We start from the raw sequence: 26,142 nt of genomic DNA on the forward strand, positions 1-26,142 counted from the left end.
CAGCTTTGTCTGCACATCCGACGCCCCGATCTAAAACACCCTCGCAGCTTTCTGCGAGGGTGCCTCCTCATAAGGGCCCGTTACGCTTTGCGTTGTTTTGACTTTGCAATGCTTCCGGTAAGAGGCTTGGCGAAACACCTGGGTCCTTTTCACATTCTATAATAATAATTTAGGTTTTGGTGTTCGCAATTACCGCCGCCGATCTCGGCGCGAGCTCATAGGCTGGAACGCCACGCCCACATGCGCCTCGCAATATGGCTTGCCCGCCTCAACCGGCAGGCCGCAGAACCAGAAATCCTCGGTTGCGGGGTCACCCACGGGCCATTTGCAGGTTTTCTCGGTCAGCTCCATCAGCGTCAGCTTCTTGGCCTTCTTCTCGATCTCGTTGACCTTGGCCAGCGCCTCGGGACTGATCTCATTGGCCGACGGCTGCGGTGGCAAAGGCTGACCGGCCGGAATGATCTGACGGCGGGCAGGGATGGCGGGTTTTGCTTCCGGGGCAGGAGCCGGGCGCGCCGGTTCGGTCTTGGGGGTCGGTTTAGGCTTGGCCTCGGCTTTGGGTGCGGGTGCCGGTTTTTCCTTGGGCTCGGATTTGGCCGGGCTTGCACCGGTGGCGCGGTTGGACAGGCCCAGACGGTGAACCTTGCCGATCACCGCATTGCGGGTCACGCCGCCCAGTTCCTTGGCGATCTGGCTGGCCGACTGGCCCTCGCCCCACATCTTTTTCAGCAGCTCTACACGCTCGTCAGTCCAGGACATCATTTGCCTTTCAAAAGCGGAAAGCGGCCCCGGATTCGGGCCGCCTTGGGAATTCGTCTCAGCACCCTATTCTAAACACTGCTGCCCGAGTTACAAGCGGTCTTCGAATCAGGTATGGGGCAGACATGCAGAATCTCATGGATCACGACGCGCGCCGCTTTGGGGCGGTGAATTGGATGGGCCTCTATACGTTAGCGCAGCGTGAAACCCTGCGCTTTTTGGCGGTGTGGACACAGACCCTGCTGGCCCCGCTGGTGACCGCCGGTTTATTCCTGCTGATCTTCAATATAGCGATCGGTCCCAGCCGCCCGGATGTGATGGGCGTGCCGTTTCTGACCTTTCTGGCCCCCGGCATCATGATGATGACGGTGATCCAGAACGCCTTTGCCAACACCTCGTCTTCAATGGTGATCGCCAAGGTGCAAGGCAATATCGTCGATACGCTGATGCCGCCCTTGTCACCGCTGGAAATCCTGTTGGGGTATCTGGCCGGAGGCATCGTCCGCGGTGTCCTGATCGCGATGGTCGTGGCCATAGCGCTGGCATTGGTTCTGGGAATTGTGCCACAGAACCCGCTGATTGCACTGATCTTTGTGGTTCTGGGCGGGGCCTTTATGGGCGCGCTTGGTCTGTTTGCTGGGATTTTTGCCAACAAGTTTGATCAGATGGCGGCGATCACCAACTTCATCGTTACACCACTGGCCTTCCTGTCGGGCACCTTCTACTCGGTTCAGGCCTTGCCGCCTGTGCTGAATCGCCTAAGCCATGTGAACCCGGTTTTCTATCTGATCGATGGGCTGCGTTATGGAATGATCGGGGTATCCGACAGCTCTCCTTGGCTGGGGATGATGATTTGCGCCGGGACGACCGTGCTTGTCGGGGCGCTGACCTGGCAAATGTTGAAAACGGGTTACCGGCTCAAGGCCTGACGCTGCCGGGTTTCGCGCCAGACGAGGATCAAGCCACCTGTCAGGATGACAATCGATCCGATTACACTGATGGTGTCAGGGATCACGCCGAAGATTGCAAAGTCGTAAAACGCTGCAAAAATCAGCGTTACATAGCTGATCGGAGCCACAAAGGACGCATCCGCCCGCGCCATGCCGTTGACGAAACAGGCTTGGGCGCAGGCCATTAGCATCCCGATCCCGGCCAATGCTACCCATTGCTTGGCAGTAGGTATCTGGAACACAAAGCTTACCGCGACCGAGGCGATGGCCAGCCCCATAGCATTGTTGATCAGCAGAATCTGAATTGGAATTTCGCGGCCTGAGAGTTTTTTGATGAAGATCAGTTCCATCCCGATCAAAACTGCCGCTGTCAGGGCCAACAAGGCAGCGGGTTGAAAACTTGCAGGCGTCGGGCGCAGCAAGACCAACGCTCCGGCAAGTGCTACGATTGCAGCAAACCAGCGCCAGGGTCCTACGCCTTCCTTGAGCAGAGGAATCGCCAGCACCATCGCAAAGACCGGGTTCAGGAACGAGATCGCCGTGGCATCCGCAATCGGTATGAACGCAACCGAGGCAAACATCAGCGTTATCCCCATCCAACCAAAACTTGTACGCCCGATATGCAATCCCCAATGTGGGCGGCTCAGGCGTGGCCGTAGAATTCCCACCGCCGTGATGATCACCAGAAAGGCAAATAAAAATCGCCCATGACTGATCTGTACCGGATGAAGTGGTGGGCCCAAGACATCAGTGCCCAACGCCTTGGCCAACAACGTAGTGCCCGCTATCAATGCACTTGCTGCGAGGATCAGCAATGCCGCCAGGGTCGGGTTCTGTCGTATTGGGCTCATGTCCCACCCGTGCGCCAGCGCGATGCAAATGGCAAGTGACAAACCCCGCAATGGCCGAATTTCGGTCTGGCGAAAAAAACAGGGTTTTCAGACCGCGTGCGCACCGTTATACGGCCTGTCATGATCAAACACGCACATATCTTGCGCCTTCGACGCCGACGCTTCACTGCGTAAACGATCCGTTTGATCCCGTGCGCCGTCCAGTTCGGCGCAAAATCCACCAAATCAGTTGACGAACCCGGCCCCGGTGTATCACTCACTTGGGCTCCAGCTACCTGAAAAGGATGATCCGATGATCCCGTCCGTTCTGCCGACCTATAACCGCGCGCCCCTGACATTTGTGAAGGGCGAAGGCGCCTGGCTGACCGAGGCGGATGGCCGACGTTTTCTGGATCTCGGTGCGGGTATCGCAGTGAACGCGTTGGGCCACGCGCATCCGGCACTGGTAGCCGCATTGACCGAGCAGGCGCATGCGTTGTGGCATGTCTCGAACCTCTACAACATCCCGCAGCAGCAGATGCTGGCGGATAAACTGGTGGAACACACCTTTGCTGACACGGTATTCTTCACCAACTCCGGCACGGAATCCTGCGAATTGGCCGTGAAAATGGCCCGCAGGTATTTCTATGACAAAGGCCAGCCTGAAAAGGTTGAAATCATGACTTTCGACGGCTCATTCCATGGCCGGTCCTCGGCAGGGATCGCGGCGGCTGGATCCGAGAAAATGACCAAAGGTTTCGGCCCGCTGCTGCCTGGTTTTGTGCACTTGGCGTTTGGCGATCTCGATGGCGTCACCGATGCGATCAACGACAATACTGCCGCGATCCTGATCGAACCGGTTCAGGGCGAAGGTGGTATCCGCCCCGTGCCTGACATGGAGCTTAAGGCCCTGCGCCAGATCTGCGATGAAAACGGCCTGCTGTTGATCCTCGACGAGGTTCAATGTGGCGTGGGCCGGACCGGCAAGCTTTTCGCACACGAATGGGCGGGTATCACGCCGGATATCATGATGGTCGCCAAAGGTATCGGCGGGGGTTTCCCTCTGGGTGCTGTTCTGGCGACCGAAGAGGCCGCAAGTGGTATGACCGCAGGCACACACGGTTCAACCTACGGAGGGAATCCTTTGGGCTGCGCAGTGGGCTGTGCCGTGATCGATCAGGTCGCCACACCCGCCTTCCTTGAAGGTGTTAACCGCAAGGCAGGCCTGCTGCGACAGAAGCTTGAAGGACTGATCGCCGATCACCCCGAGGTGTTCGAAGAAGTGCGTGGATCGGGCCTGATGCTGGGCCTCAAGTGCAAGGTTACCAATATCGACGTGGTCAACGCAGGCTATGACAACGAGGTCATCACGGTTCCCGCCGCCGATAACGTGATCCGCTTACTGCCGCCGCTCACTCTGACCGAGGATGATATTGCCCAAGCCTTGATTCGCCTCGACAAGGCGGCGGCACAGGTCGAATCCCAGCTCACCGACGCGTGACTGCTAACACATCCACATTCACAGGGGGATGCCCCCAACCATGGACAGCCAAAAGCGAAACGATATGAACCACTTCCTTGATATCCATAAAACTGATGCCACTGCGCTGCGGGGTATGATCGATCAGGCCAGCGCAATGAAGCAGGCCCGTCTTGGGCGGCCAAAGGCTGCGCATGATGATGAACTGCCGCTGAAGGATCGTATGGTGGCGCTGATTTTTGAGAAACCCTCAACCCGTACTCGCGTTTCGTTCGACGTGGGCGTGCGCCAGATGGGCGGCCAGACCATGGTTCTGTCGGGCAAGGACATGCAACTGGGCCACGGCGAAACCATCGCCGACACCGCCCGCGTGCTGTCACGGTATGTCGATATGATCATGATCCGGACATTTGATGAAACCATCCTGACTGAGATGTCTGAATACTCGGATGTGCCCGTGATCAACGGGCTGACCGACCGCACCCACCCCTGCCAGATCATGGCGGACGTACTGACCTTCGAGGAACACCGCGGCCCCATCAAAGGCAAAAAGGTCGTCTGGACCGGCGACGGCAACAATGTCTGCGCCTCGTTCCTGCATGCCGCTGGTCAGTTCGGGTTTGATCTGACCTTCACCGGCCCAGCTCAGCTTGATCCGGAGGAAGAGTTCATGGGGCTCGCCCGCCAGAAGGGCTCCAAAATTGTGGTCGAACGGGACCCTTACAGAGCAGTGGAAGGTGCCGATCTGGTGGTCGCAGATACCTGGGTTTCGATGCACGATTCCCAATCCGCCAAGGAACGCCGCCACAACATGCTGCGCCCCTATCAGGTCAATGCCGAGCTGATTTCTCATGCTAAGCCCGATGCATTGTTTATGCATTGCCTGCCCGCCCACCGCGAAGAAGAGGCGACATCCGAGGTTATGGACGGCCCCAACTCGGTCGTCTTCGATGAAGCCGAGAACCGTCTGCACGCACAAAAGGCGGTTATGCGCTGGTGTCTGGGTGTTTAAGAGGGCCGCACCATGCCTCATGTGACATTGGAATTCTCTAAAGGCATCGAACAGATCCATGATGTGCAGGCTATCTGCGACCGGCTATTCTCGGCGCTGGCAGATCATCCGGAATTCGACGCCAACACGATCAAAATCCGCGCCACCCCTGTTGCGTATTACCGCATCGGTTCAGAGCCTCAAAGCTTTATCCACGCCACGCTGATGCTTATGCAAGGGCGTGACGAGGTGATGCGCACGGCGCTCAACGCCCTCATTCTGGATGTGCTCGCCGGAGCGATGCCAGAGGTCGGCAGTATCACGGTGCAAGACGTTCAGATGAACCGCGCGTCCTATGCCAAACGGCTGGCCGGGCCATAGTCGGTGCTCGGCTTCCAGCGGCGCATCCGCGTTCAGTTGCGCCGCCTGATATTCCAGACTCGGAGCTTTGCCAGCGTCGTCGCCCACGCCAGCACCACAAGCGTACAAAGCGCCGTCTTGGTCATGACCTCCATCGTGCCTTCGATCAACATGGCGTGCACCATACTGCCAACGATGGTCACGCTGGCCAAGCCGGTGTGGCCCAATCTCCAGACGCGGAACCGCAGGTTCAGACGATGTCGGAAAATACCTAGCAAGGCCGCCCCAAACGCCGCCCACATTGCGACAACGCCCCAGGCAGAGAACGGTGTTGGGGACACGAACAACAATGCATCAACCACGTCAGGGGGGCTTGTTACCCAAAGGCCACCGACATGGATGAGGATGGCCGCGACCAAACTTATACCAATCAATCGGTGCAAGCGCCGGCTTGCCATCGGGGATAATCCCGGCAGGTCTCGCCCAGCCAGAAGCGGCTGCATCAACAAGAATCCCATGCTGATAACCCCTGCAAACCCGGCAATGATGTATACCGGGTCACGCCATACCAGAAGCGGGCTTGTTGCCGCCGCGATCAACGGGACTGTCAGCGCGACGAGCAGACCCGCCCAAGCAAAATAGGCGCGACTCATTGGTGTTAGACAGGTTGCAAGACGAAATGCGCGGCCAGAGTCTTATCCTTTGAGCTTGCCATCACCGGCCGCAAAAACACCGGCTTAAATACCCCGCTGTCATAGGCCAGATGTCCGTGTGCCTGACCGAAGGCTGGTACGATTTGTGGCATCTCCAACCGGAACTCGCCATTCGCATCGGTCAGAGTCGCGCCATGGCTGCGTTGGTCGCGTTCATGCCCTTCGGTCGTATGTGCCCAAATCTGGATGCGCTGACCGGGCAGGGGGGCTCCGTCTCCTGCGCGGCGCACGGTGCCCGTCATCCAGAACCCGCCACCTCCGATCCGGCCCACAATGGGTGCGCCGGGTCGGTAGTTGTTGGACCCGCCCCGCATCGATCGCGTCGGTTCAAGACCCGCTGCGCGCGCGGGTGCTGTGACGCCGGTCATCCCGGTTGCGATCGCGCCAACACCAGTTGCGATAAAACTGCGGCGCGTCAATTCTAATCGGGTCATTGCGTTCACTCCTGTTTGTCGAACCCTATATCAGAGCAGCCCCAACGGGCCGACAAAACCCGCACCATTAGGATAGCACGATTGCTTGTGAATCCGAGGGCCATTGCACCGAATGCTGGGCGATCCACGTCACACCAGCGTGAGAAGTCCTTGATTGCACCCGCAGGCCACCCGCACCCTGCACGACAATTGTGCGCACATGCGCTTTTCATGCGAGGTTTTCGTAATACACTCCGCATATCCGAACATAAATTCGTTTCACTGGATCGAATAATGGGAGATCAGGAATGAGTTGGAACCCCACCCATAACCCCGACGGTGCCTCCGAAAAAGATGCGCTCGAGACATTGATCATTCCGCGCGCCCGCGATCTGGGCGGCTTCGAGGTGCGTCGCGCGCTGCCCTCGGTCAAACGCCAACTGGTTGGCCCGTTCATCTTTTTTGATCAGATGGGCCCCGCGGAGTTCATCACCGAGGGCGGTATAGATGTCCGCCCGCACCCTCACATTGGGCTGGGCACTGTAACCTATCTGTATCAGGGCGAGTTCGAACATCGCGACAGCCTCGGTACTCAACAGATGATCTTTCCCGGTGAGGTCAACTGGATGGTTGCAGGTCGTGGTGTCACCCATTCCGAACGCACAAGCGAAGAAACGCGCGGCAAGCGTCACAAACTGTTTGGCATCCAGACCTGGCTCGCCCTGCCCGAAGCGCATGAGGACATGGCCCCCGACTTCGAACACCACAAGCAAGGTGCGCTGCCACATATCGAAGATACTGGCGTCAGCGCCCGTCTGATCCTGGGCACGGCATATGGCGCAACCAGTCCTGTATCCATGTTGTCCGAGACGTTCTATCTCGACGTGCAACTCGCCCCCGGCGCATCTATTCCTTTGCCCGATGACCATGAAGATCGCGGTGTTTATGTCACGCAAGGAAGCATTGAGATCGCAGGCGACAATTTTAACGAAGGTCGCCTGTTGGTATTCAGACCCGGCGATCATCTCTCGGCGAAGGCAGGCCCGGTTGGGGCGCGGCTCATGCTGTTGGGCGGCGCAACGCTGAACGAGGATCGATATATCTGGTGGAACTTCGTCTCGTCCTCGAAAGAAAAGATCGAAACTGCCACCCGTGAATGGAATAACGCTGATTGGGCCAATGGCGCCTTTCATTTGCCGCCCGGAGACGATCTTGAGTTTATTGCCATCCCGAAAGAGCTTGAGCGTACGCGTCCACGATTGGCGCGCGTATGACTTAAACTCACTCTGGCCCCGCACGGCGTTCCAAGCGATCAATGCGACCACAGAGGAGGGTGCGCAATGAAGATCGCTGTTGCGGGCGCAGGCAGCATAGGATGCTACTGCGGTGCGTTGCTGGCCTCTGCAGGGCATGATGTTACGCTGCTGGGCCGGGCCCGTGTGCTGGAGGCGATCCGGGCGCAAGGCCTGACGGTGACCGATTTCTCAGGCCTACGCCGCAGCGTACCCGCAGCTCAACTGACGCTGGCTGAGGGCCCTGTTGGATTGAGCGGTGCTGATCTGGTCCTTGTCACCGTCAAATCTGGCGCGACGGCAGAAATGGCAACATTGATTGCGGCGCACGCCCCAGCGGCGGCCCCGGTTGTGTCGTGGCAAAATGGATTGGGAAATGCCCGTACATTGCGCGCTTTTTTGCCGGGGCGCGACGTGCGGGCCGGAATGGTACCCTTCAACGTCGTGCCGACCGAGCAGGCGACCTATCACAGGGCCACCTCGGGCGAGATCGTCATTGAATCTGGACCGGGCTCGATCGGCACTCAGCTCAACACATCTGAATTGCCCATCTCCGAAAGCGACCAGATCGAAGCAGTGCAATGGGGCAAATTGGTGATTAACCTCAACAACGCTTTGAATGCACTGTCCGGTTTAACCTTGCAGAACCAATTGCTCGACCGAAACTGGCGCCGCCTGATGGCCGATCAGATGACCGAAGCGCTGCGCGTACTGAAAAGGGCTGACATTGACATAGTCTCGACAACGCCGGCTCCTGCTTGGGTGATGCCGCATATATTGCGTCTTCCGACACCGGTGTTTTCGCGGATTGCGGCGAAAATGCTAACCATCGATCCGAGCGCGCGGACCTCGATGGCCTACGATCTGATGGCAGGCCGCGCGACGGAAATAGATGACCTGCAAGGGGAAATCATCAAACTCGGTCACGAACAGGGGATCTCAACCCCGATCAACAGCCGCGTCTCGGACTTGATCCATCAAGCGCGACCCGAACCATTTACAGTCAGTCAGATTATCCTGTGATCCGCAGCTTCATCTGGCCAGAAATACCTCGGAGCGCGAGGCAGAGCCTCGCAAACAATCGAGTTAGCTGAACGCAGTCAAAATCCAGAAGATCATCGCCGACATCACCGCTGCCGCCGGGACCGTGATTACCCAGGCGGCCACGATGGTCATGAAATGTGACCGACGCACCAGCTTGCGCCGTCTCCGCTCTTCCCGCGCCAGACGCAGTTCAGCAGGACGCTGACGGTTTGAGTATTTCCACCGCCGCTCTGCATGCCATTCCCGGTAGAACCCGACGCCAAACACAGCGCCCACCGCGATATGGGTCGAGCTGACGGGTAAGCCCAGCCAGCTGGCCACAATGACCGTGATGGCTGCTGAAAGGGCGACACAGAAGGCGCGCATCGGGTTCAGCTTGGTGATCTGGCTGCCCACCATTCGGATTAGCTTGGGGCCGAACAGGAACAAACCGAAAGAGATGCCAAATGCCCCGATCACCATGACCCATGTCGGGATCGATACTTTTGATGCGAAATCTCCAAATTCTGCCGCATGAACAATGGCTGCCAACGGGCCCACCGCATTGGCCACATCATTGGCCCCATGGGCAAAACTCAGGAAAGTGGCCGAGATCACCAACGGCAGACCGAACAGTGTTTTCAACGAGCGCGTCCGGTTCTCCAACCCCTCTGATTTCCGCCGTACCCAAGGTACAGTTGCCGCCCAGACAAGCCCGCCCGAGGCCAAGCCAATCAGCAGCGCAAACTCCAGATCAATCCTGACGATCCGCTTCAAGCCTTTGACTGACAGGTAGGTTGCAAATGCTCCGGCCATCACCGCAACCAAAATGGGTACCCAGCGTCGTGCAGCGGCGATCTTGTCGTCCTGATATTGAATCTTGTGCTTGATCAGCGCAAGAAACCCTGCCGCAACCACCCCGCCCAGCACCGGTGAGATCACCCAGCTGGCTGCGATCGCGCTCATTGTGCCCCAGCTGACCGCGCTTAGCCCGGCTGCGGCGATGCCCGCTCCCATAACACCGCCCACGACCGAATGCGTGGTCGAAACAGGGGCCCCGACCCAAGTGGCCAGATTGACCCACAGCGCGGATGAGATCAGCGCCGCCATCATCGCCCAGATGAACACATCGCTGTTTTGCACCGACATCGGGTCGATGATGCCTTTGGAGATGGTCGAGACCACATCCCCACCCGCCAGCAACGCACCGGCGCTTTCGGCGATTGCTGCGATCAAGATGGCTCCGCCCATGGTCAGGGCGTTTGCACCGACTGCCGGACCCATGTTGTTGGCGACGTCGTTGGCACCGATATTGATCGCCATATACGCGCCGAATGCCGCCGCAGCAGCAACGATCAATCCGCCATCGGCCAGCCCGAACAATACAGCTGCAGCCAACCCTGCCAAAGCGATAAAGGCCAATGCAATGCCGGGCGCCAGCAGTGGACGCGCGACATAGGCATTGGCATATTCAAGACGCGAGATGCGGTGGAGGTCACTGTCTAGCGCGTGCCAGCGGGCTTTGGGTGGTAGATCAGACATTGGTTTTCATGGGCCATTCCAGTTGAGGCCCGCCGCTACCCGGTTCCGAACAAAGCGGCAACCTTTGTCGCAAGGAATTTACAAAATTGTTACATTTGCAGCAGCAAATCCCGCAATTCCGGCTCTTGCACCCGTTCGGCGGCTACTTTGGGGGAAACCCAGCATCGCCTGCGCTGATCTGCTTCAGGATAATCATCCGCCAGATCAGTCACTTGAACGCGGTAGACGCTGGTAACCACCTGCTGCGCCGTTCCGTCGTTCAGCGTCTTGTCATAGGAGTAATGGCCAACCGGTTCTTTCAACACATCCGTCGACCGTACACCGGCTTCTTCCCAGGCTTCCTGAAGCGCGGTCTCGGGGCCGTTAAGCCCATCAATAGGCCAGCCCTTCGGAATGATCCAACGTCCGGTGCCCCGACTGGTGATCAGCAACACATCGTCGCCCGCATCCGTGCCACGCGTGCACAAAGCTGCGACCTGCACCCGCCTTGGGCGCTGGATCAAAGGTCGCGCGACCTCTTCCCAGATGTTGCGTATCCAATTCATCATGTTCAGCCTGCTCGGACGTATTTGTTATTATTCGAAAGAGTTAAGTAATCATGTATTGCAGGGTTAACAATAGATCGGCGGAATATTGGGTGAATATGGACGGATTTCAGCCGAAAATACGTGAATCTGTAGCATTTTTGCTGGATTGCGATGCGATCTTCATCAAAAATTTCCGGGTTGATATCGGTAATTTCAACCCTTTCGGCGTTTTGCTCGCAAGGTTGGGTCGGCCTGTGTTGGGTCTTCGGGCCAGGGATGTTTGGGGTATTGCGCCCGCATGTCCTTGCGCACATCGGCATAAGATCCCGCCCAAAACCCTGGTAAGTCGCGGGTAATCTGAATGGGCCGTTGCGCCGGGGACAACAGCGTGATTTTCAGAGGCTCGCCACCAATCACCGGGTGCTGGGTCACGCCGAACACCTCCTGAAGACGGACCGAGATTTCGGGTATTGCACCGCTATAATCAATCGGCAGCTTCCGGCCCAGCGGCGTCACGAATGACCCCGGTGCGCGCCGATCCAGCTCTTGCATCTGGTCCCAGCTCAAACGGGCGCGCAGGGCCGGCAGCAGATTGAAACGCTTCCAGTCTTCGGCGTTCCGTACGCGGGTCAGTATTGGCAACAACCAATCCTCGAGCGTTTCCAGTAGCCCTTGCCCGGAAAAATCTGGCAGGTCGGCACCTTCAGCGCGGACCAGTTCGACACGAGTGGCCAACCGCGCGGCGGCACCGTCCAACCGCAATCCCAGGTCTCGTACACCGTCCAGCATTGCGCGCGCTACAGTCTCATCGGGTACATCCTTCCAGATGCGGTCATCCAGTGTAATTGCCCCGAACCGTTCTTGTTGTCGGGCCAATACGCGGCGCTCGCGTTTCGACCATTCACAAATGTCGATCCATTCGATCTGGTTGCTGAACAGAGAGCGGATTTCGCCTTCTGGGATACCAACGGCCATCCGTACCCGGGCCTCGCGTGGATTGCCGTCAGTGTCGGTCACCACCAGATAAGGTGATGCCGCCAATGTATCATCGCTTTCCAGAACGACACCTTTTCCCCCCGATAGAACGTAACGTGGCACATCGCCCTTGCGTCGTTGCCCGATCCTGTCGGGATAAGCCAGCGCGGCCATCGCTGCCGGGTTCAGATCACCTGACCCATTTGCCCGCGCGCGCAGCCGCTTTGCCTCACTCTTGATCCGGTCCAGTGCTCCTGGATTGACCTGCCAGACACGATTGCGCTGAAAAGCCCGCATATCCCGCAATGCCTCAAGCCGTAGCGACAGATCAACCGGCGCACCCCTGAGCGGATCGCGCTCTGCCATCAGAGCCGCCAATGGCGCGGCTTCAGGTCCTGAGTGTACCAGCATGTGCGCAAGTCGTGGATGCAGCGGTAGCGCGGCCAACGCTCGCCCGTGTTCGGTGATCCGCCCGTTGCGATCCAACGCGCCGAGCATCGCCAGCAACGACCGTGCTTCGGCCAGTGCGCCCTCGGGCGGGGGGGTGAGAAAGGCCAGATCACCGGGTTCCGCGCCCCAAAGTGCCAGTTCCAGTGCAAGTCCGGTCAGATCTGCGGCTTCGATTTCGGCTGGCGGGTAGACGACCAAAGCGCCTTCTTCACCCTTGGACCACAGACGATAGCAAACACCTTCGGCCACACGGCCTGCGCGTCCTGCGCGCTGGGTGGCCTCGGCTCGTGTCACACGTTCAGTCACCAGCCGCGACATGCCTGACCCCGGATCGAACCGTGCCCGCCGTGCTTGCCCCATATCAACCACCACCCGAATGTCCGGAATGGTCAGTGAGGTCTCGGCAATCGAAGTCGCGAGAACCACCTTGCGACCTGTCTTGGCAGGCGCAATTGCTGCACGCTGGGCGGAAAAGGGCAGGGCACCGAAAAGCGGAGACACTGTACAATCACTGGGCAGGCGGCGGGTCAAAGCGGCCTCGGCGCGCCTGATTTCGCCTTCGCCGGGCAGGAACACCAGCATGCCGCCCTTTGTTTCGCGCTCGGCCTGTGCAACCAAATCGATCAGCGCATCCAAACGTCGCACCTGAGCGCCAAGAGGGCGGTCAAGCCAACGGGTTTCAACCGGATAACTGCGCCCCTCAGAGGTGATCAGCGGCGCCTCCATCAACTGCCCTACAGGCTCGGCATCCAGCGTTGCAGACATCACCAACAGGATCAGGTCATCGCGCAACGCGCCTGTTACTTCAAGGCATAACGCCAGCCCAAGGTCCGCGTTCAGCGATCGTTCGTGGAATTCATCGAATATCACAGCACCGACACCGGGCAGGTCGGGTTCGGATTGCAGCATCCGGGTCAGGATGCCCTCGGTTACGACCTCGATCTGCGTGGCCTTCGACACCTTTGTGTCACCCCGCACGCGGTATCCAACTGTCTGGCCTACCGGCTCACCCAGAGTTTCGGCCATTCGCTCGGCCGCTGCGCGCGCTGCCAGCCGCCGCGGCTCCAACATCACGATTCGTCCGTCGCACAGGCCGGCTTTCAGCATCTCCAGCGGCGCACGCGTGGTCTTGCCCGCCCCGGGCGGTGCCTGCAAGACAGCCCGACCATGAGTGCGCAGCGCCTGCAGCAATTCGGGTATGGCATCATCTATGGGCAAGCGCGGTGTCATCTGGGCTTTATCAGCGATGAGTGCGCAGAGGTCCAGTTCCCCTTGTTTCAGCTGCGCAAGGTACTGGACAAATCCCTCGGGAGGGCGACAAGTAGTCGTGCCAAACAGGATTGGTTTCGAGATGCGGACAGACAACCTTGCTGACGGGATATTGAACGGGGATCGCCGGGCTTTGGCCCGCGCTATCACGTTGGTGGAAAGCGGGCGGGCTGACCACCGCGCGCAGGCCGCCGCCTTGCTGGATGACCTGGCAGGTGCAGGTCGCCAAGCCCTGCGGGTCGGATTATCGGGCACTCCCGGTGTGGGGAAATCTACCTTCATTGAAAGCTTCGGCATGATGCTGACGGGGCAGGGGCTGCGTGTCGCGGTGCTTGCGGTCGATCCCAGTTCGGCCCGGTCCGGCGGCTCGATTCTTGGTGATAAGACCCGGATGGAACGCCTGAGCCGTGAGAAAAACGCCTTTATCCGCCCATCCCCCAGCCAAAGCCATCTGGGCGGTGTCGCCCGTCGCACGCGAGAGGCGATAGCGCTGTGTGAGGCTGCGGGATTTGACGTGGTGCTGATCGAGACCGTGGGCGTTGGTCAATCGGAAACCGTAGTGGCCGAGATGTCGGACCTTTTCCTGCTGCTGTTGGCCCCTGCGGGCGGTGATGAACTGCAAGGCGTCAAGCGCGGCATCATGGAAATGGCCGACATGATTCTGATCAACAAGGCTGACGGCGACCTGAAAGCGACAGCTACCCGCACCTGCGCCGATTACGCCGGCGCTCTGCGTCTGTTGCGCAAGCGTCCGCAGGACCCCGAAGGATTTCCCAAGGCGATGACCGTCTCGGCAATTGAAGAACACGGGCTGGAACAGGCATGGGACGAGATGCAGGCCCTCAGCGCGTGGCGACGAGAGGTTGGGCATTGGACCGCGAACCGATCCGCGCAAGCGCAATATTGGTTCGAACAAGAGGTTCGCCACGCCTTGCTTGCCCGTCTCGAAGCGCCTGCGATACGTGACCGGATGAGCGATCTTGGCACGCAGGTTAGCGCGGGTGAACTCAGCCCATCAGCGGCGGCTGAACAAATCCTTGCCGCGCTTTCTGGCCAATAGTGCCCCCGCGGGTTACTGCGGTCATGACTGGTGCATCTGATACTAATGGTGTATTATTGCAGCATATATTGTAATGTTTGAGTGTGATTTCCTGCGTTTGAATCCGGACAGGATGGGGTTTGTCTGACCCTGATCTGGATCGGGTGATTTGATGAACGGGACACTTAAGAATGCCCAATATCAACGGAACAAACGGCGACGACGATATCGATGTCACAAATGACAACGGTACGCTGAACGGGAACCCGGCCACACCACCTGTCACGGGTGTTCGCGGACGTGGTGGTGATGATGATATCACCATCACAAATAGTACCATCGCCAATAATGTTCAGGGCAATGCTGGCACTGACACGATCACCGTCACCAACAGCACGATTGGCGGGCGTATCGCAAGCGGGGCGGATGCCGATACGGTCGATATCAGCGGCTCGACCGTAGGAAGTATCCGGCTTGGCGGTGGGAATGACACGCTGAATTTCATTAGCACTTCGGTTTCAGACGATATTCGCGGCGGCAATGGAACCGATACGCTGAACCTGCCCGTTGGTACTGTTATCACTGATGATACATTCGGAGAGATAACGGTTGAAGACGGGGTCGGTTACTCGATCTCCAGCGGCACATTTACTTTGCCGTCCGGTATTACGGTTACGTATACGGCCTTCGAAAACGGCTCGGGCATGCCTTGTTTTACACGCGACACAATGATCACCGGGCAAGATGGGCCGACCCTGATCCAGTCGCTAGGGACCGGCGATCTGATCCCCACGCTTGGGCAGGGCCTGCACCCGATCCGCTGGATTGGCAGACGTGCGTTCATTCGTGCCGAGCTTGAAACCAACCCCCGGCTCTGGCCAGTTCGCATCCTTGCCGGCGCGTTGGGTGGTGGGTTGCCGCATCGCGATCTGTTGGTCTCGCGCCAGCACAGGATGTTGGTGCAGTCAAAAATTGCCAAGCGTATGTTTGGTGCGACCGAAGTGCTGATTCCGGCCATCAAACTTACCGCATTACCCGGAATCTATGTGGATGAGGGCGTTGGAAGCGTTGAATACTTTCACCTGTTATTCGAAAGCCATCAGGTGATCTTTGCCGAAAACGCACCTACCGAAAGCCTTTATACCGGACCCGAGGCGTTGAAAGCGCTCAGCGCCTCTGCGCGCCGTGAAATAGTCGAGATATTCCCAGAGCTCGCCGAACTGAACTACCGGGCCGACCCGGCACGTTTTATCCCGCGTGGGCGCTTGCAGGCACAGCTAATCTCGCGCCATTTGAAGAACAATAAACCCCTGTTGCAAAGGCCGCTGACCGGCATCACAGAGGAAATTGACGTCGGCATAAAGATTTCACCGCACCCGTCTTGACCCTTCGTGTGATTCCCACTACACGCATCCAACCAGTTTTCGGGCGCGACTTCGGGTTGTGCCCCTTGTGATTTGGCCGAGGGCGATATGCCTGGCCTCCAGAAACAAAGGAAGAAACCATGTCGCGCCGTTGCGAACTGACCGGAAAAGGCCCGATGACTGGCAACAATGTCAGCCACGCCAAAAATAGAACTCGTCGTCGTTTTCTACCAAACCTGAACGACGTTACCCTGCAGTCCGAAACTCTGGGTCGTGGCGTCAAGCTGCGCATCTCGGCGGCTGCCCTACGCTCGGTCGATCACCGTGGTGGTCTGGACGCATTCCTGGCCAAAGCCAAGGATGATGAGCTGTCTGCGAGCGCTCTGAAAGTGAAGAAGGAAATCGCCAAGGCACAAGCTTCGGCCTAATCCTCTGTCACACGCTAAATTTTGGCCCTGTACCTTGCGGTGCAGGGCTTTTCTATTGGTGGATCGGCGCTTTATTATGATTGTTCGCGATTTAATCATAAATCTGCATTTTTGGTGACGTTGTTCACAGACTGGCAGAAGTCTCCTGAATATGTTTGTGCCTATCTTATTTGAGGAGGGGGACCTCATGTCATTTAAAGTAAAGAATATCCTGTTTCTATTGCCCGCCTCGATTGCCACCATACTGGTGCGATGCACGCGGATGCAGCGCCGTGTAAATCGTTTGCATACAGGCATGAATGCCGAAACGGTAAAACCGCCTAAATCTTGATGCGGGCATACTGTCTCAGGCTTGCCTTTCCGCTTGAAGCAAGCCTGATGCTGGGCGTATAGCCGACCTGTTATGTCAGGTTATTTCCGCCGCTTTTTGCCGTTCCTGCTGTCTCTGCTTGTGATCCTCACAGGACAGAGCGTGGCTGAGTCGCGCGGGATCGACCGTGCGGTCGGCCAGATGGTGCTGTGTACCGGCACCGGGCCTGTCGTTGTGTATATGGACGCGGATGGTCAGCCGACGCAGGCACCGCATTACTGCCCGGATTACGCGCTGGCTTTGCTTGGTGCGGTTCATCAGGCACAGGCCGATATCCCGCCTGCTCCGGTTCTGGCGCAGCCTGAACCAACGCGTCGAGACAGAGGTCAGATATCGGCCCCGTTGCCGCAACGACCTGCACGCGCACCGCCTGCAACGGTTGTTCCAGCTTCGAAACCCTTATCTGACATTAAATTGGGAGAGTCGTGATGACCCTCAAATCCACTCTAGTTGCAACCCTTGTTGCACTGTCACTGACCTCGGCCGCTCAGGCCGCTGATACCATCGTTGTTGAAGATGCTTATGCGCGGTCTGCGGGCAAATCTGCCAAGGCCGGTGCCGCCTTCATGATGATCGAAAACCAAGGCGAGACCGACGACAGGTTGATCGGAGCCGCATCGGATGTGGCCGGTCGCGTCGAGTTGCACACTCATAAAATCGATGAAAACGGCGTTGCCAAGATGATGCAGGTCGAAGAAGGCATCCCTATTCCCGCAGGTGAGACCCATATGCTGAAACGCGGTGGCGATCACGTCATGTTCATGGGGTTGAAGGCGCCGTTCGAACAAGGCGCGATGGTGCCTGTCACGCTGATCTTCGAACAAGCCGGAGAGGTTGTGGTTGAGATCCCCATTGATCTGGAGCGTCAAGACACGGGCGGGCATTCGAATTAACGCCTGTCTTCGTGCCGCGATGCGGCAGTCATCCATGCGTCAGGCCGGGTTTAACCCGGCCTGTTGCTCTACCGGCTGACGGTTTTCATGCCCACCCGGTCACCTGCTTTTTTGAACCGTGCTGCCAGAAAGAACATCACCACTGCTGAGGCCAGCGCAAAGAAGGCAATCGCCCAGCCCAGCGCAACCATCCCGCTGCCGGGCCAGAAAATCAGTACTAGCCCAATGATCAGGGCGAATATGCCCGAGTTGCGTACGGTCGCGCGTTCGGGATCCTGTGGGTGCATTTGCGGCAACGCCATCAGTGAACCGATGGCTACAAACAGCGCCATTGCCCCCATCAGCGTAAAAGCCAGCCAGGCCACGCCTTGCGGCCAGATCAGCAGCACCAATCCGATCAGCGCGGCACCAATCCCGACGCCACCGGCCAGTCCGCGCCGACCAAATCCCAGCCAGGTCAGCGCGCCGTCGAGGATCAGCAACAGGCCCACCAACCGCAACAGCAATGAGATACTGCTGGTTGGCCAGAACAGCGCTGCAATACCGATCAACCCGGCCAGAATTCCGCGCAGCAGAAAGGTCCACCACAGGTTGGCCAGATTGGCGCTTAACGTATCGCGGGCGTTGATGTTGTTGTCGTCAAGGATTTCTCCTTCTTTGGGGGGTAGATCAGTCATGTCGGTCACTCGGTTTCGTGTTTTAGGCAGCATATACGGGAATTTGTGTTTCTGTCTGCCCTTATTGCGTGCTGCCCTGCGCCAACAGCTGATCGACCCAACGCGGCACAACCGTAGACGCAGATCCCAGATGGGTTTCGTCGAACATCGACGCCCCGGCAGAAGGTTCAAGGTTCAGTTCAACCGTCCGTGCACCGACGGCGCGCGCCTGTTGCACAAAACCCGCCGCCGGGTAGACCTGACCCGAGGTGCCGATTGAAGCAAACAGGGCAGCCCCAGCCAGGTGGTCGTGAACTTCATCCATGAAATAGGGCATCTCTCTGAACCACACCACGTCGGGTCGGACCAACGGCTGCTGACAGACGGGGCAGGGCTCATCCACTTCCATCTCGAGAGGTGAGGTCCAACAGTGCCCGCAATTCCCGCAAAGCGCCCCGGCCAGTGTTCCATGCATGTAGATCACATGCTTGGCCCCTCCAGCCTCATGCAGGCTGTCGACATTCTGCGTGACGATGATCACCTCGCCGGGCCAGTCCTTCTGCAACCGCGCCAGTGCCTGATGCGCGGCGTTGGGCTGCGCCTTTGCGGCCTGAACGCGGCGGGCATTGTAGAACTGATGCACAAGCGCCGGGTTGCGAGCAAAGCCTTCGGGCGTGGCTACATCCTCGATCCGGTGCTGCGCCCAAAGCCCCCCTTCGTCGCGAAACGTGCCCAGCCCGCTTTCGGCCGAAATCCCGGCCCCGGTCAGAATGACGATCTTTTCCATACCCGCCTCACCCGCTACACCCGTTCCCATGACACACCGTATCCTTTTCGTCTGCCTGGGCAATATCTGCCGTTCGCCAGCTGCCGAGGGCGCCTTTCGCGCCCGCGCGCCGCATCACGCAACCGACAGCGCCGGAACCTCGGGCTGGCATATCGGAGACCCGCCCTATGGGCCGATGCAAAAGGCTGCCCGCGCCCGCGGTATCGACCTCAGCGAACTGCGTGCGCGCCAATTCGTGGCCGAGGATTTCGACCGGTTTGATCTGATCATCGGAATGGATGCCGAGAATATCACCAATATCGAAAACCTGCGTCCCCGTGGCAACGAAACCCCGGTCCGCCTGCTGACTGATTTCGCTGCCGACCCGGAAGCGGATCATGTACCTGATCCGTATTACACCCGTGATTTCGACGGCGCGCTGGACCTGATCGAAGAGGCCGTCGCAGGGCTTGAGGCACACCTGAGGGCACTGGTGTAGAAGCACGGGTTTCAGGTTGGAAACCACCCGACGCCTGTTTCGAGGCCAAACTTACGTCTTTGGTTCTTTCGCAATCACAGTGGACAAAGTGCGCGTCGTACGGCTTCTGGTGATCGCAATCGCACCCAACACCAAAGCGCAGGCTACGGCTTGGGGTGTTGTGATTGTTTCGCCAAAGGCAAGAAAACCCACAGCAAACATTGTCGGCAACTCAATGCTGCCGACGACCGCAGTTTTAGAAGCGCCGATCAACGGCGAGCAGATCGTGTATATGAGCTGTGGCACAAGCGCCGTGACCAGGCCAATACCAACGATCAAGATCCAGTCGGATTGCCCCTGCGGGAGCAACCGGGCAACATCAGCACTCAGCATCAGCGGCAAGAGTCCGAGAACCGATCCCAAGGAAACCGAGGCAATGCGCGCAAGCGGCGCGATGCGGGACAACCTGTGGACCAAGACACATATTCCGAAGCCAAACCCGATTGGGGCCGCCAGTGACAGCAAAAGTATAGGCATGTGCCGCAAGGGAACAGATGCAGGTGAGCCAGCAATGAGTGCCGCCAACGTAATGAGGCCCGAGGCGATCAAAGCACGCTTTGTGGGAATATCGGCGAACAAAACCCAGGCAATGATCAGCGTGAAGACCGGATAGGTCATATAGAGAACGCCCACTGTCGATGCGGGCAGTGTCTCCAACGCTGTCACATATCCAATCCATCCAAGTCCCATCACCGCGCCTGCCGAAAGACCCCAAGAAATCTCGCGCCATGCGTTACGGTGCATAACGAGAACAGGCAGCAGCAGAATTGCCGCAACGATGTAGCGATAGAACGCTACGGCATAAGGTGCGACACCTTGCTCGGTCAGACCCCGGCTAAAATAGGGGACTAGCCCGAAACAGATTGAGGCGAAAAGAACGCCGACCACTGCAAGCGCGTAGGGAATAGCAGGTCTGGTTTGTGTTGATGTCGTCGCCATTCCAATTAGCTACCACAGGTTCGCGACCGCTGTAGCAGAGATTTGTTGTGTGACTACATTGTTTCGCAAGGCTGGTTTTGGATCAGATGTGTAGGGAATTGGTGGCGGAAATACCCGGTGCGCTGGTTGTCGTGCTTCCAATACCTGCGGTGCCCTAAACTAATTCATCACTTTTAGCTGCCGGCCCAGCCACGGCACCTGCGCGACCGCTGGATCAACGATCTGGTTCTGCATCAGCCGGCGGATCATGTCTGCAACCTCCTGCGGCACCTGATCCGACCAGTCGTTGCGCGTAAAAAGTGAGATTGTGCGCGCGAATTCTCCAAATGGGGCCGGGTGCGCCTCCATTCCGTCATGAAACCTCGCTGCGCGCATATATCCCAGAGGCGTCGTGATCGCCCAACCCAGCCCGCGTGCTACCATCGCCATCAACGCGAGGTGCGAACCGATCTCGAACCGTTCCTCGAACTCCATCTGCTGTCGGGCCAGATGGCTTTCGATCTGGCGGCTGATCAACTGTTCTCGGGCATAGCGCAGAAAGGGCAGGTCTTGTATCGGCCGTTCTGCCCCTTTCGGAGCCACCAGAATGAACGGGTCCTGCACCAGCGGGTATTCGACCACCCCCTCCAGCACCTCGCCGGAATGGGCGGATACGGCCATGTGAAGGCGCTGGGCTTCCAGTTCCTCGAACAGATCCAAGCTGGGCAGGGTGATCAGCTTGAATTTCGACCGCGTCAGACTGTCGGCCAGTAGTGTCGCCAGCCGGGGCGTCAAGTCATTGTCGAAATCATCGATCAACCCGATGGACAGCGTGGTCAGATGCCCCAGATCCATCACCGCCAGCTCGCTTTGGGCCACCTGCAGCTCGGCCAATACCGCTTCGGCCCGCGCCAGAAAGCTGCGCCCGGCTTGCGTCAACCGCATCGGCCGCCGCCCGTGATCGACCAGATCGGTCCCCAAGGCCTTTTCCAGATTGCGCAACTGCTGACTGACCGAGGGCTGGCTGAGCCCCGTGATCTCGGCTGCCTGCGCCACCGATCCCGTCCGCGCCAGCGCCTCGAACACCTCAAGGCCCCGGAGGGTCAGCCCTTTCATCACCATCGCACATCCCTTTCGCTGCGCCTTTCTGGGGCGCAGCGTGCATCAGGTCAAGGATTGACAGGGCTTAGCTACAGATCGCCTGCGCCATCTGGCCAAAGTTCTGGTACCGATCCCACAGCGCATCATCGCGCGAAGTCTGTGACATCTTCAACTCCTGCGCCTGATGGGGGTCGGTGAACCACTTGGCCACGGTCTTCTGATCGCTGCGCGTCAGAGCCTGATTGGCCACCCGCTGAATGCAAGAACACCGCGCCCGCGTCGCCGCCGACCGGTCCGACGCCATGCACGCCCGTTTGATCTGCGCCGCATCCGCGACTTGGGCCACCGCCGTCAGTGATGCCGCACAAAATGCGATAAGGAGGAACTGTTTCATACTCATGCCTCGTTTTTGCCTGCCCGGACGGGTCTGATGCCCCTCTCGGTCTGCGGCGGAGTATGAATCAAAGTGGATTCGGGATCAATTGTTTTGACAGAGAAATCAAACGGTGTTGATTTGGCGAGGAATTAATTGGCGCACCAAGCTAAGTGAGAAGCCAATATGAGCAGTCAACTTAAGGGGTAAGATTTTGATTTCTATCAGAACATTTCTTATGTCAGCCGCACTTTGCTTGTCTCCGATAGCGGCTTTGCCGGAAGTGCCTTCTTTGCGAGGTGAAGACGCGCCAGAATTCAAGGAAGCGGTTCAGGAATGGTTGGATGGTGACGATTTGACTGCGCTGCAAAAGCTGTCTGGACAGGCTCAACACGGTAATACTGCGGCCCAGATTCTTCTGGCAAGTATCGCGCTTAGGGGAAACATGCACAAGCACGTATCCGTCGATCTACCTCGCAATGAGCGGATTGCGCTCTTTCGAAGGCCAAAAGGGCTGTCTGGTCAATCTTGGTTGGTTGAAGCATCGGAATCGGAGCCTTTGGCAGTTGCATTGATACAATCTAAGGAAATGGGACAACGAGGTCCCGCTGTTGCGGCGCTCGTAGAACTAGGCGAACCATCAGCTGCATTACTTGTAACTGAATTCTTGCTTACCGAAGGTAGGGCGGATGAAGTGATTGATGTCTTGCGGGGATTAGGAGACAAATTGCCTGAAGAGGCAGCGCCTTTGTTGATTTGGGCCAAGTATCAAGCCGCCAACAAGAACCGAAACCCCTATGCAGGACATCATCGTGTAGCTTCGCAGCTCTTGTCAGACAATCGTTTCCGAACTTCTGAACTAGCGTGGATTGCACCCGGACCGTTTGAATTGTCGGAAAACAAAGACCTCTTTAGAAAAACGTCTAAACTAAGCGCAGATGTTTCGAATTGGGCCCCGGTGCGTAAATTCTGTAGTGAGAAATGCGCAAACGAAGTTAATGATTGTACCACCCTTGGTGCTTCATTCTTATACTACAACGGTAATTTACCGTTAAGGAGCCCGTTGGAGCGTGTGATTTCCAATGAGGTATATTGGAATAGCCCAAGGATGGAGGGTGATATGATGAGGCTGATCCCTGATATGCAGCATTGGGACCGGCAAACCTTGCAAGCGGCCAACGCGTGTATTGTCGAGGCCATCATCGAATCTCAGGCTGTTCACGGCTTTGGAATTGGAACCAAGCGGATTGGTTCGGATTGAACACTTGAGCCGTGCGCGAAAACCTATTCGGTCCTTGTAATGTTCTTTGCTCAGGCTCTGTAGCGTATTTCAAATAAGCGGTCGAACAATAGTGATTGCATTGATGACCGACCATTGACCACAGCCCAATTCCGACGCATATCCCCAACCCATGACAGACCTCGCTCATATCCGCAATTTCTCCATCGTCGCGCATATCGACCATGGCAAATCCACCCTTGCTGACCGGCTCATCCAAGAGACCGGAACAGTCAAGGATCGCGACATGAAGGAACAGCTGCTAGACAGCATGGATATCGAGCGTGAGCGCGGCATCACCATTAAGGCCAACACGGTCCGCATCGACTATACCGCCGACAATGGCGAGAAATACGTGCTGAACCTGATCGACACCCCCGGCCACGTGGACTTTGCCTATGAGGTCTCGCGGTCCATGCGCGCGGTCGAAGGCTCTCTGCTGGTTGTGGACTCGACCCAAGGGGTCGAGGCGCAGACGCTGGCGAATGTCTATCAGGCCATCGACGCAGATCATGACATCGTGCCGGTGCTGAACAAGATCGACCTGCCGGCGTCTGACTGTGACCGCGTCGCCGAACAGATCGAGGATGTGATCGGCATCGACGCTTCCGAGGCGATTCAGGTCAGCGCCAAAACCGGGCAGGGCATTCATGAGACGTTGGAATCCATCGTCACCCATCTGCCCGCGCCTAAAGGCACGCTCGACGCACCGCTCAAGGCGATGCTGGTCGACAGCTGGTACGACGCCTATCTCGGCGTCATTGTTCTGGTCCGCATCATGGACGGCACGCTGAAAAAGGGGATGCGGGTCAAGTTCATGTCGAACAATACCCTGCACCATGTCGACCGCGTTGGTGTCTTCCGCCCGGAGATGGAGATGGTCGACAGCCTCGGCCCCGGTGAGATCGGCTTTCTCACCGCCTCGATCAAACAGGTCCGCGACACCCGCGTTGGTGACACCATCACCAATGACCGCAACGGCACCGAAATCGCGCTGGACGGCTTCAAACCCGCGCAGCCGGTGGTGTTCTGTGGCCTCTTCCCTGTCGACAGTTCCGAATTCGAAGACCTGCGCGATGCGATTGACAAACTGGCCCTGAACGACGCCAGCTTCAGCTTTGAAATGGAAACATCCGCAGCACTTGGCTTTGGTTTCCGCTGCGGCTTCCTTGGCCTGCTGCACCTTGAGGTCATCCGCGACCGCATCGAACGCGAATATGATATCGAGCTCATCACCACCGCGCCGTCGGTAATCTATCACGTCTACATGAAAGACGGCGAGATGATCGAGCTTCACAACCCCGCCGACATGCCTGATCCGTCCAAGGTCGACCATATCGAGGAACCGCGCATCAAGGCGACCATCCTTGTGCCGGACGAATTCCTGGGCGACGTGCTGAAACTGTGCCAGGACCGCCGCGGCATCCAGATGGACCTGACCTATGCGGGCAGCCGCGCCATGGTCGTCTATGACCTGCCGCTGAACGAGGTCGTCTTTGACTTCTACGACCGCCTGAAATCGGTGACCAAAGGCTATGCCTCGTTTGATTATCAGATGACCGGCTATACCGAGGACGCGCTGGTCAAGATGTCGGTGCTGGTCAATGACGAACCAGTCGATGCGCTGTCAACCATGGTTCACCGCGACCGGGCCGAGATGCGCGGCCGGGCGATGTGCGAAAAGCTCAAGGACCTGATCCCGCGCCACATGTTCAAAATCCCGATCCAGGCCGCCATCGGAGGCAAGGTCATCGCGCGCGAGACCCTCTCGGCGCTGCGCAAGGACGTGACCGCGAAATGTTACGGAGGCGACGCCACGCGGAAGCGCAAACTGCTGGACAAGCAGAAGGCTGGCAAAAAGAAGATGCGTCAGTTCGGGAAAGTTGATATTCCTCAGGAGGCGTTTATTTCGGCGTTGAAGATGGATAGCTGAAGACGGTTCGTTTTGTTTTTTGGTGCACAAGTGGGTTTTGAATTAATTATTCAGAGGAATCGAATTTGGCTAAAATATTTTACTTTTTCTTTCTACCACTGCTAGTTGCCGTATTGGCTGGAGCATTTGCCTATCATTATCCGAAGTTTTTTGTGGAAGAAGGGGGGTTGATTTACTCTCAATCGCGTTTTGTGGCTCCCACAGTGGATGAAGAGAGTTATCGCTTCCACTATATCAATATTACCAACCAGACATCTGAAATTCAGAAAAATGTAGATCTCTCGGTTGCAGCAGATGAGGAGCTGCAGAACTTGGAGATATTGTCTTCTGATCTGAATGGGCAGAAAGTTGAACCGGAGCGCATCACAAATGAAGATGGCTTTACGCTAAAACTTGGTACGCTTAAGCCACGCGAAAGTATTTCCATCCAGCTGATTTTACGCTCAGAGAGCACGCCTATCCTGAGGTTTTATGTTGAATCTGAAGCTCTAATTGGCGAAATGTCCAACGAAAGCGATGTTAGTATCGATACATCACCAGTAATTAGAATTGCCTTTACCCTTCTAATAGGTGCATTTCTAGTTCTACCTATCGTATTATATTTTCGATACAATCGGTCTATTTACGGTAACGTGAATGACACGGCATTTACTCTGTTGCACTGCCGGGACATAGCAACTGCAAAAGATATGCTTGAAAAGAAAATAGCACACAGCGGAGGATCTGTTTATCATTTGACTAACTTGTCCTGCTGACTGTCCTATCTGGGTGAGTTCGAACGCGCGAAACAGATTATTGATGCGTCAATCCTGCTTAACAATAGCGATGTTCACGATAATATTCTTCTGGCCAAAGCGGTTTATTTTTGGAAGAAAGCGGATTTGTTGAAAGCCAAAGAATATTTGGAGGA

At 57.4% G+C, this 26,142-nt stretch carries 28 protein-coding genes; 16 read left to right on the forward strand and 12 right to left on the reverse strand.

What is annotated here, in order from left to right; all coding sequences use genetic code 11:
- Positions 1-189 precede the first annotated feature (189 nt).
- Positions 190-759, reverse strand: coding sequence for a GcrA family cell cycle regulator (locus tag Q1B46_RS01375; protein WP_299943903.1), 570 nt, complete (start codon positions 757-759; stop codon positions 190-192).
- A gap of 125 nt (positions 760-884) precedes the next feature.
- Between Q1B46_RS01375 and Q1B46_RS01380 the strand changes: the two genes are divergently transcribed.
- Entirely contained in the window at positions 885-1,688 is an 804-nt protein-coding gene (locus Q1B46_RS01380; protein ID WP_299943906.1) for an ABC transporter permease, read from the forward strand.
- Here the strand turns inward: Q1B46_RS01380 and Q1B46_RS01385 are convergent.
- A complete protein-coding gene (locus Q1B46_RS01385; RefSeq protein WP_299943909.1) occupies positions 1,670-2,560 on the reverse strand; it encodes a DMT family transporter in 891 nt (296 codons plus the stop codon). The genes Q1B46_RS01380 and Q1B46_RS01385 overlap by 19 nt on opposite strands.
- 292 nt (positions 2,561-2,852) lie before the next feature.
- On the opposite strand from Q1B46_RS01385, the gene Q1B46_RS01390 reads away from it, so the two are divergent.
- The 3 genes from Q1B46_RS01390 to Q1B46_RS01400 all read left to right on the forward strand — a co-directional run bounded on the left by Q1B46_RS01390 (position 2,853) and on the right by Q1B46_RS01400 (position 5,391).
- Complete coding sequence (locus Q1B46_RS01390) at positions 2,853-4,040, forward strand: aspartate aminotransferase family protein (RefSeq protein WP_299943912.1); 1,188 nt, start codon at positions 2,853-2,855, stop codon at positions 4,038-4,040.
- Positions 4,041-4,104: 64 nt separating this feature from the next.
- A complete protein-coding gene (gene argF, locus Q1B46_RS01395) occupies positions 4,105-5,031 on the forward strand; it encodes an ornithine carbamoyltransferase (protein ID WP_299944713.1) in 927 nt (308 codons plus the stop codon).
- A 12-nt stretch (positions 5,032-5,043) separates the two neighbouring features.
- A complete protein-coding gene (locus Q1B46_RS01400; protein ID WP_299943915.1) occupies positions 5,044-5,391 on the forward strand; it encodes a 5-carboxymethyl-2-hydroxymuconate isomerase in 348 nt (115 codons plus the stop codon).
- Between the two features lie 32 nt (positions 5,392-5,423).
- Here Q1B46_RS01400 and Q1B46_RS01405 read toward each other — a convergent pair whose 3' ends face one another.
- Together Q1B46_RS01405 and Q1B46_RS01410 are read right to left on the reverse strand one after the other, a co-directional pair.
- Positions 5,424-6,023, reverse strand: a complete 600-nt coding sequence (locus Q1B46_RS01405; protein WP_299943918.1) for a ferric reductase-like transmembrane domain-containing protein — start codon at positions 6,021-6,023, stop codon at positions 5,424-5,426.
- Between the two features lie 5 nt (positions 6,024-6,028).
- On the reverse strand, positions 6,029-6,517 hold the full coding sequence (locus Q1B46_RS01410; protein WP_299943921.1) for a twin-arginine translocation pathway signal: 489 nt from the start codon (positions 6,515-6,517) through the stop codon (positions 6,029-6,031).
- 287 nt (positions 6,518-6,804) lie between these two features.
- Between Q1B46_RS01410 and Q1B46_RS01415 the strand changes: the two genes are divergently transcribed.
- Positions 6,805-7,770, forward strand: coding sequence for a pirin family protein (locus Q1B46_RS01415; RefSeq protein ID WP_299943924.1), 966 nt, complete (start codon positions 6,805-6,807; stop codon positions 7,768-7,770).
- Between the two features lie 66 nt (positions 7,771-7,836).
- Positions 7,837-8,811 carry a 2-dehydropantoate 2-reductase gene (locus tag Q1B46_RS01420; RefSeq protein ID WP_299943927.1) on the forward strand — a complete coding sequence of 325 codons (975 nt, stop codon included), beginning with the start codon at positions 7,837-7,839 and terminating at the stop codon, positions 8,809-8,811.
- Positions 8,812-8,874: 63 nt separating this feature from the next.
- Here the strand turns inward: Q1B46_RS01420 and Q1B46_RS01425 are convergent, their stop codons facing one another.
- The 3 genes from Q1B46_RS01425 to hrpB form a co-directional block, all read right to left on the reverse strand.
- A complete protein-coding gene (locus Q1B46_RS01425) occupies positions 8,875-10,353 on the reverse strand; it encodes an inorganic phosphate transporter (RefSeq protein ID WP_299943931.1) in 1,479 nt (492 codons plus the stop codon).
- Positions 10,354-10,442: 89 nt separating this feature from the next.
- Complete coding sequence (locus Q1B46_RS01430; protein ID WP_299943934.1) at positions 10,443-10,901, reverse strand: NUDIX hydrolase; 459 nt, start codon at positions 10,899-10,901, stop codon at positions 10,443-10,445.
- A 192-nt stretch (positions 10,902-11,093) separates the two neighbouring features.
- Positions 11,094-13,535, reverse strand: a complete 2,442-nt coding sequence (gene hrpB, locus Q1B46_RS01435; RefSeq protein WP_299943937.1) for an ATP-dependent helicase HrpB — start codon at positions 13,533-13,535, stop codon at positions 11,094-11,096.
- 121 nt (positions 13,536-13,656) lie between these two features.
- On the opposite strand from hrpB, the gene meaB reads away from it, so the two are divergent.
- The 6 genes from meaB to Q1B46_RS01465 all read left to right on the forward strand — a co-directional run bounded on the left by meaB (position 13,657) and on the right by Q1B46_RS01465 (position 17,668).
- Complete coding sequence (meaB, locus tag Q1B46_RS01440) at positions 13,657-14,634, forward strand: methylmalonyl Co-A mutase-associated GTPase MeaB (protein ID WP_299943943.1); 978 nt, start codon at positions 13,657-13,659, stop codon at positions 14,632-14,634.
- 170 nt (positions 14,635-14,804) lie between these two features.
- Positions 14,805-15,998, forward strand: a complete 1,194-nt coding sequence (locus Q1B46_RS01445) for a Hint domain-containing protein (protein ID WP_299943946.1) — start codon at positions 14,805-14,807, stop codon at positions 15,996-15,998.
- 119 nt (positions 15,999-16,117) lie between these two features.
- A complete protein-coding gene (rpmB, locus tag Q1B46_RS01450; RefSeq protein ID WP_299659046.1) occupies positions 16,118-16,405 on the forward strand; it encodes a 50S ribosomal protein L28 in 288 nt (95 codons plus the stop codon).
- 187 nt (positions 16,406-16,592) lie between these two features.
- Complete coding sequence (locus Q1B46_RS01455) at positions 16,593-16,736, forward strand: hypothetical protein (protein ID WP_299943950.1); 144 nt, start codon at positions 16,593-16,595, stop codon at positions 16,734-16,736.
- Positions 16,737-16,877: 141 nt separating this feature from the next.
- Positions 16,878-17,204 carry a hypothetical protein gene (locus Q1B46_RS01460; RefSeq protein WP_299943953.1) on the forward strand — a complete coding sequence of 109 codons (327 nt, stop codon included), beginning with the start codon at positions 16,878-16,880 and terminating at the stop codon, positions 17,202-17,204.
- Positions 17,204-17,668, forward strand: a complete 465-nt coding sequence (locus Q1B46_RS01465) for a copper chaperone PCu(A)C (RefSeq protein WP_299943956.1) — start codon at positions 17,204-17,206, stop codon at positions 17,666-17,668. The genes Q1B46_RS01460 and Q1B46_RS01465 overlap by 1 nt, the downstream gene beginning before the upstream one ends.
- A 68-nt stretch (positions 17,669-17,736) precedes the next feature.
- On the opposite strand, the gene Q1B46_RS01470 is transcribed toward Q1B46_RS01465, so the two are convergent.
- The gene (locus tag Q1B46_RS01470; RefSeq protein WP_299943959.1) at positions 17,737-18,345 is read right to left on the reverse strand and encodes a DUF308 domain-containing protein; all 609 of its coding nucleotides are present in this window, start codon (positions 18,343-18,345) and stop codon (positions 17,737-17,739) included.
- Between the two features lie 61 nt (positions 18,346-18,406).
- Positions 18,407-19,111: an NAD-dependent deacylase gene (locus Q1B46_RS01475; RefSeq protein WP_299944715.1), complete on the reverse strand. Its 705-nt coding sequence runs from the start codon at positions 19,109-19,111 to the stop codon at positions 18,407-18,409.
- Between the two features lie 28 nt (positions 19,112-19,139).
- Here Q1B46_RS01475 and Q1B46_RS01480 point away from each other — a divergent pair, with 28 nt between their 5' ends.
- The gene (locus tag Q1B46_RS01480) at positions 19,140-19,589 is read left to right on the forward strand and encodes a low molecular weight protein-tyrosine-phosphatase (RefSeq protein WP_299943962.1); all 450 of its coding nucleotides are present in this window, start codon (positions 19,140-19,142) and stop codon (positions 19,587-19,589) included.
- Positions 19,590-19,640: 51 nt separating this feature from the next.
- On the opposite strand, the gene Q1B46_RS01485 is transcribed toward Q1B46_RS01480, so the two are convergent.
- The 3 genes from Q1B46_RS01485 to Q1B46_RS01495 form a co-directional block, all read right to left on the reverse strand.
- A complete protein-coding gene (locus tag Q1B46_RS01485) occupies positions 19,641-20,567 on the reverse strand; it encodes a DMT family transporter (protein WP_299943965.1) in 927 nt (308 codons plus the stop codon).
- 159 nt (positions 20,568-20,726) lie between these two features.
- Entirely contained in the window at positions 20,727-21,668 is a 942-nt protein-coding gene (locus Q1B46_RS01490) for a LysR family transcriptional regulator (RefSeq protein WP_299943968.1), read from the reverse strand.
- A gap of 64 nt (positions 21,669-21,732) precedes the next feature.
- Positions 21,733-22,041: a hypothetical protein gene (locus Q1B46_RS01495; RefSeq protein WP_299943971.1), complete on the reverse strand. Its 309-nt coding sequence runs from the start codon at positions 22,039-22,041 to the stop codon at positions 21,733-21,735.
- A 217-nt stretch (positions 22,042-22,258) separates the two neighbouring features.
- On the opposite strand from Q1B46_RS01495, the gene Q1B46_RS01500 reads away from it, so the two are divergent.
- From Q1B46_RS01500 to Q1B46_RS01510, 3 genes are all read left to right on the forward strand, one after another.
- Positions 22,259-23,281 carry a hypothetical protein gene (locus tag Q1B46_RS01500; protein ID WP_299943974.1) on the forward strand — a complete coding sequence of 341 codons (1,023 nt, stop codon included), beginning with the start codon at positions 22,259-22,261 and terminating at the stop codon, positions 23,279-23,281.
- 151 nt (positions 23,282-23,432) lie between these two features.
- A complete protein-coding gene (gene lepA, locus Q1B46_RS01505; protein ID WP_299943977.1) occupies positions 23,433-25,232 on the forward strand; it encodes a translation elongation factor 4 in 1,800 nt (599 codons plus the stop codon).
- A 65-nt stretch (positions 25,233-25,297) separates the two neighbouring features.
- Positions 25,298-25,987 carry a hypothetical protein gene (locus Q1B46_RS01510; protein WP_299943981.1) on the forward strand — a complete coding sequence of 230 codons (690 nt, stop codon included), beginning with the start codon at positions 25,298-25,300 and terminating at the stop codon, positions 25,985-25,987.
- The last annotated feature ends 155 nt before the right edge of the window (positions 25,988-26,142 follow it).

Origin of the sequence: uncultured Ruegeria sp. (assembly GCF_947500045.1) — a bacterium.
GTDB lineage: Bacteria > Pseudomonadota > Alphaproteobacteria > Rhodobacterales > Rhodobacteraceae > Ruegeria.

Excerpts from the sequence above, each read along its gene's own strand:
- Q1B46_RS01375 (WP_299943903.1), bottom strand. The coding sequence starts at position 759 with ATGTCCTGGACTGACGAGCGTGTAGAGCTGCTGAAAAAGATGTGGGGC.
- Q1B46_RS01380 (WP_299943906.1), top strand. The coding sequence starts at position 885 with ATGCAGAATCTCATGGATCACGACGCGCGCCGCTTTGGGGCGGTGAAT.
- Q1B46_RS01385 (WP_299943909.1), bottom strand. The coding sequence starts at position 2,560 with ATGAGCCCAATACGACAGAACCCGACCCTGGCGGCATTGCTGATCCTC.
- Q1B46_RS01390 (WP_299943912.1), top strand. The coding sequence starts at position 2,853 with ATGATCCCGTCCGTTCTGCCGACCTATAACCGCGCGCCCCTGACATTT.
- argF (WP_299944713.1), top strand. The coding sequence starts at position 4,105 with ATGAACCACTTCCTTGATATCCATAAAACTGATGCCACTGCGCTGCGG.
- Q1B46_RS01400 (WP_299943915.1), top strand. The coding sequence starts at position 5,044 with ATGCCTCATGTGACATTGGAATTCTCTAAAGGCATCGAACAGATCCAT.
- Q1B46_RS01405 (WP_299943918.1), bottom strand. The coding sequence starts at position 6,023 with ATGAGTCGCGCCTATTTTGCTTGGGCGGGTCTGCTCGTCGCGCTGACA.
- Q1B46_RS01410 (WP_299943921.1), bottom strand. The coding sequence starts at position 6,517 with ATGACCCGATTAGAATTGACGCGCCGCAGTTTTATCGCAACTGGTGTT.
- Q1B46_RS01415 (WP_299943924.1), top strand. The coding sequence starts at position 6,805 with ATGAGTTGGAACCCCACCCATAACCCCGACGGTGCCTCCGAAAAAGAT.
- Q1B46_RS01420 (WP_299943927.1), top strand. The coding sequence starts at position 7,837 with ATGAAGATCGCTGTTGCGGGCGCAGGCAGCATAGGATGCTACTGCGGT.
- Q1B46_RS01425 (WP_299943931.1), bottom strand. The coding sequence starts at position 10,353 with ATGTCTGATCTACCACCCAAAGCCCGCTGGCACGCGCTAGACAGTGAC.
- Q1B46_RS01430 (WP_299943934.1), bottom strand. The coding sequence starts at position 10,901 with ATGATGAATTGGATACGCAACATCTGGGAAGAGGTCGCGCGACCTTTG.
- hrpB (WP_299943937.1), bottom strand. The coding sequence starts at position 13,535 with ATGACACCGCGCTTGCCCATAGATGATGCCATACCCGAATTGCTGCAG.
- meaB (WP_299943943.1), top strand. The coding sequence starts at position 13,657 with ATGCGGACAGACAACCTTGCTGACGGGATATTGAACGGGGATCGCCGG.
- Q1B46_RS01445 (WP_299943946.1), top strand. The coding sequence starts at position 14,805 with ATGCCCAATATCAACGGAACAAACGGCGACGACGATATCGATGTCACA.
- rpmB (WP_299659046.1), top strand. The coding sequence starts at position 16,118 with ATGTCGCGCCGTTGCGAACTGACCGGAAAAGGCCCGATGACTGGCAAC.
- Q1B46_RS01455 (WP_299943950.1), top strand. The coding sequence starts at position 16,593 with ATGTCATTTAAAGTAAAGAATATCCTGTTTCTATTGCCCGCCTCGATT.
- Q1B46_RS01465 (WP_299943956.1), top strand. The coding sequence starts at position 17,204 with ATGACCCTCAAATCCACTCTAGTTGCAACCCTTGTTGCACTGTCACTG.
- Q1B46_RS01470 (WP_299943959.1), bottom strand. The coding sequence starts at position 18,345 with ATGACTGATCTACCCCCCAAAGAAGGAGAAATCCTTGACGACAACAAC.
- Q1B46_RS01475 (WP_299944715.1), bottom strand. The coding sequence starts at position 19,111 with ATGGAAAAGATCGTCATTCTGACCGGGGCCGGGATTTCGGCCGAAAGC.
- Q1B46_RS01480 (WP_299943962.1), top strand. The coding sequence starts at position 19,140 with ATGACACACCGTATCCTTTTCGTCTGCCTGGGCAATATCTGCCGTTCG.
- Q1B46_RS01485 (WP_299943965.1), bottom strand. The coding sequence starts at position 20,567 with ATGGCGACGACATCAACACAAACCAGACCTGCTATTCCCTACGCGCTT.
- Q1B46_RS01490 (WP_299943968.1), bottom strand. The coding sequence starts at position 21,668 with ATGGTGATGAAAGGGCTGACCCTCCGGGGCCTTGAGGTGTTCGAGGCG.
- Q1B46_RS01495 (WP_299943971.1), bottom strand. The coding sequence starts at position 22,041 with ATGAAACAGTTCCTCCTTATCGCATTTTGTGCGGCATCACTGACGGCG.
- Q1B46_RS01500 (WP_299943974.1), top strand. The coding sequence starts at position 22,259 with ATGTCAGCCGCACTTTGCTTGTCTCCGATAGCGGCTTTGCCGGAAGTG.
- lepA (WP_299943977.1), top strand. The coding sequence starts at position 23,433 with ATGACAGACCTCGCTCATATCCGCAATTTCTCCATCGTCGCGCATATC.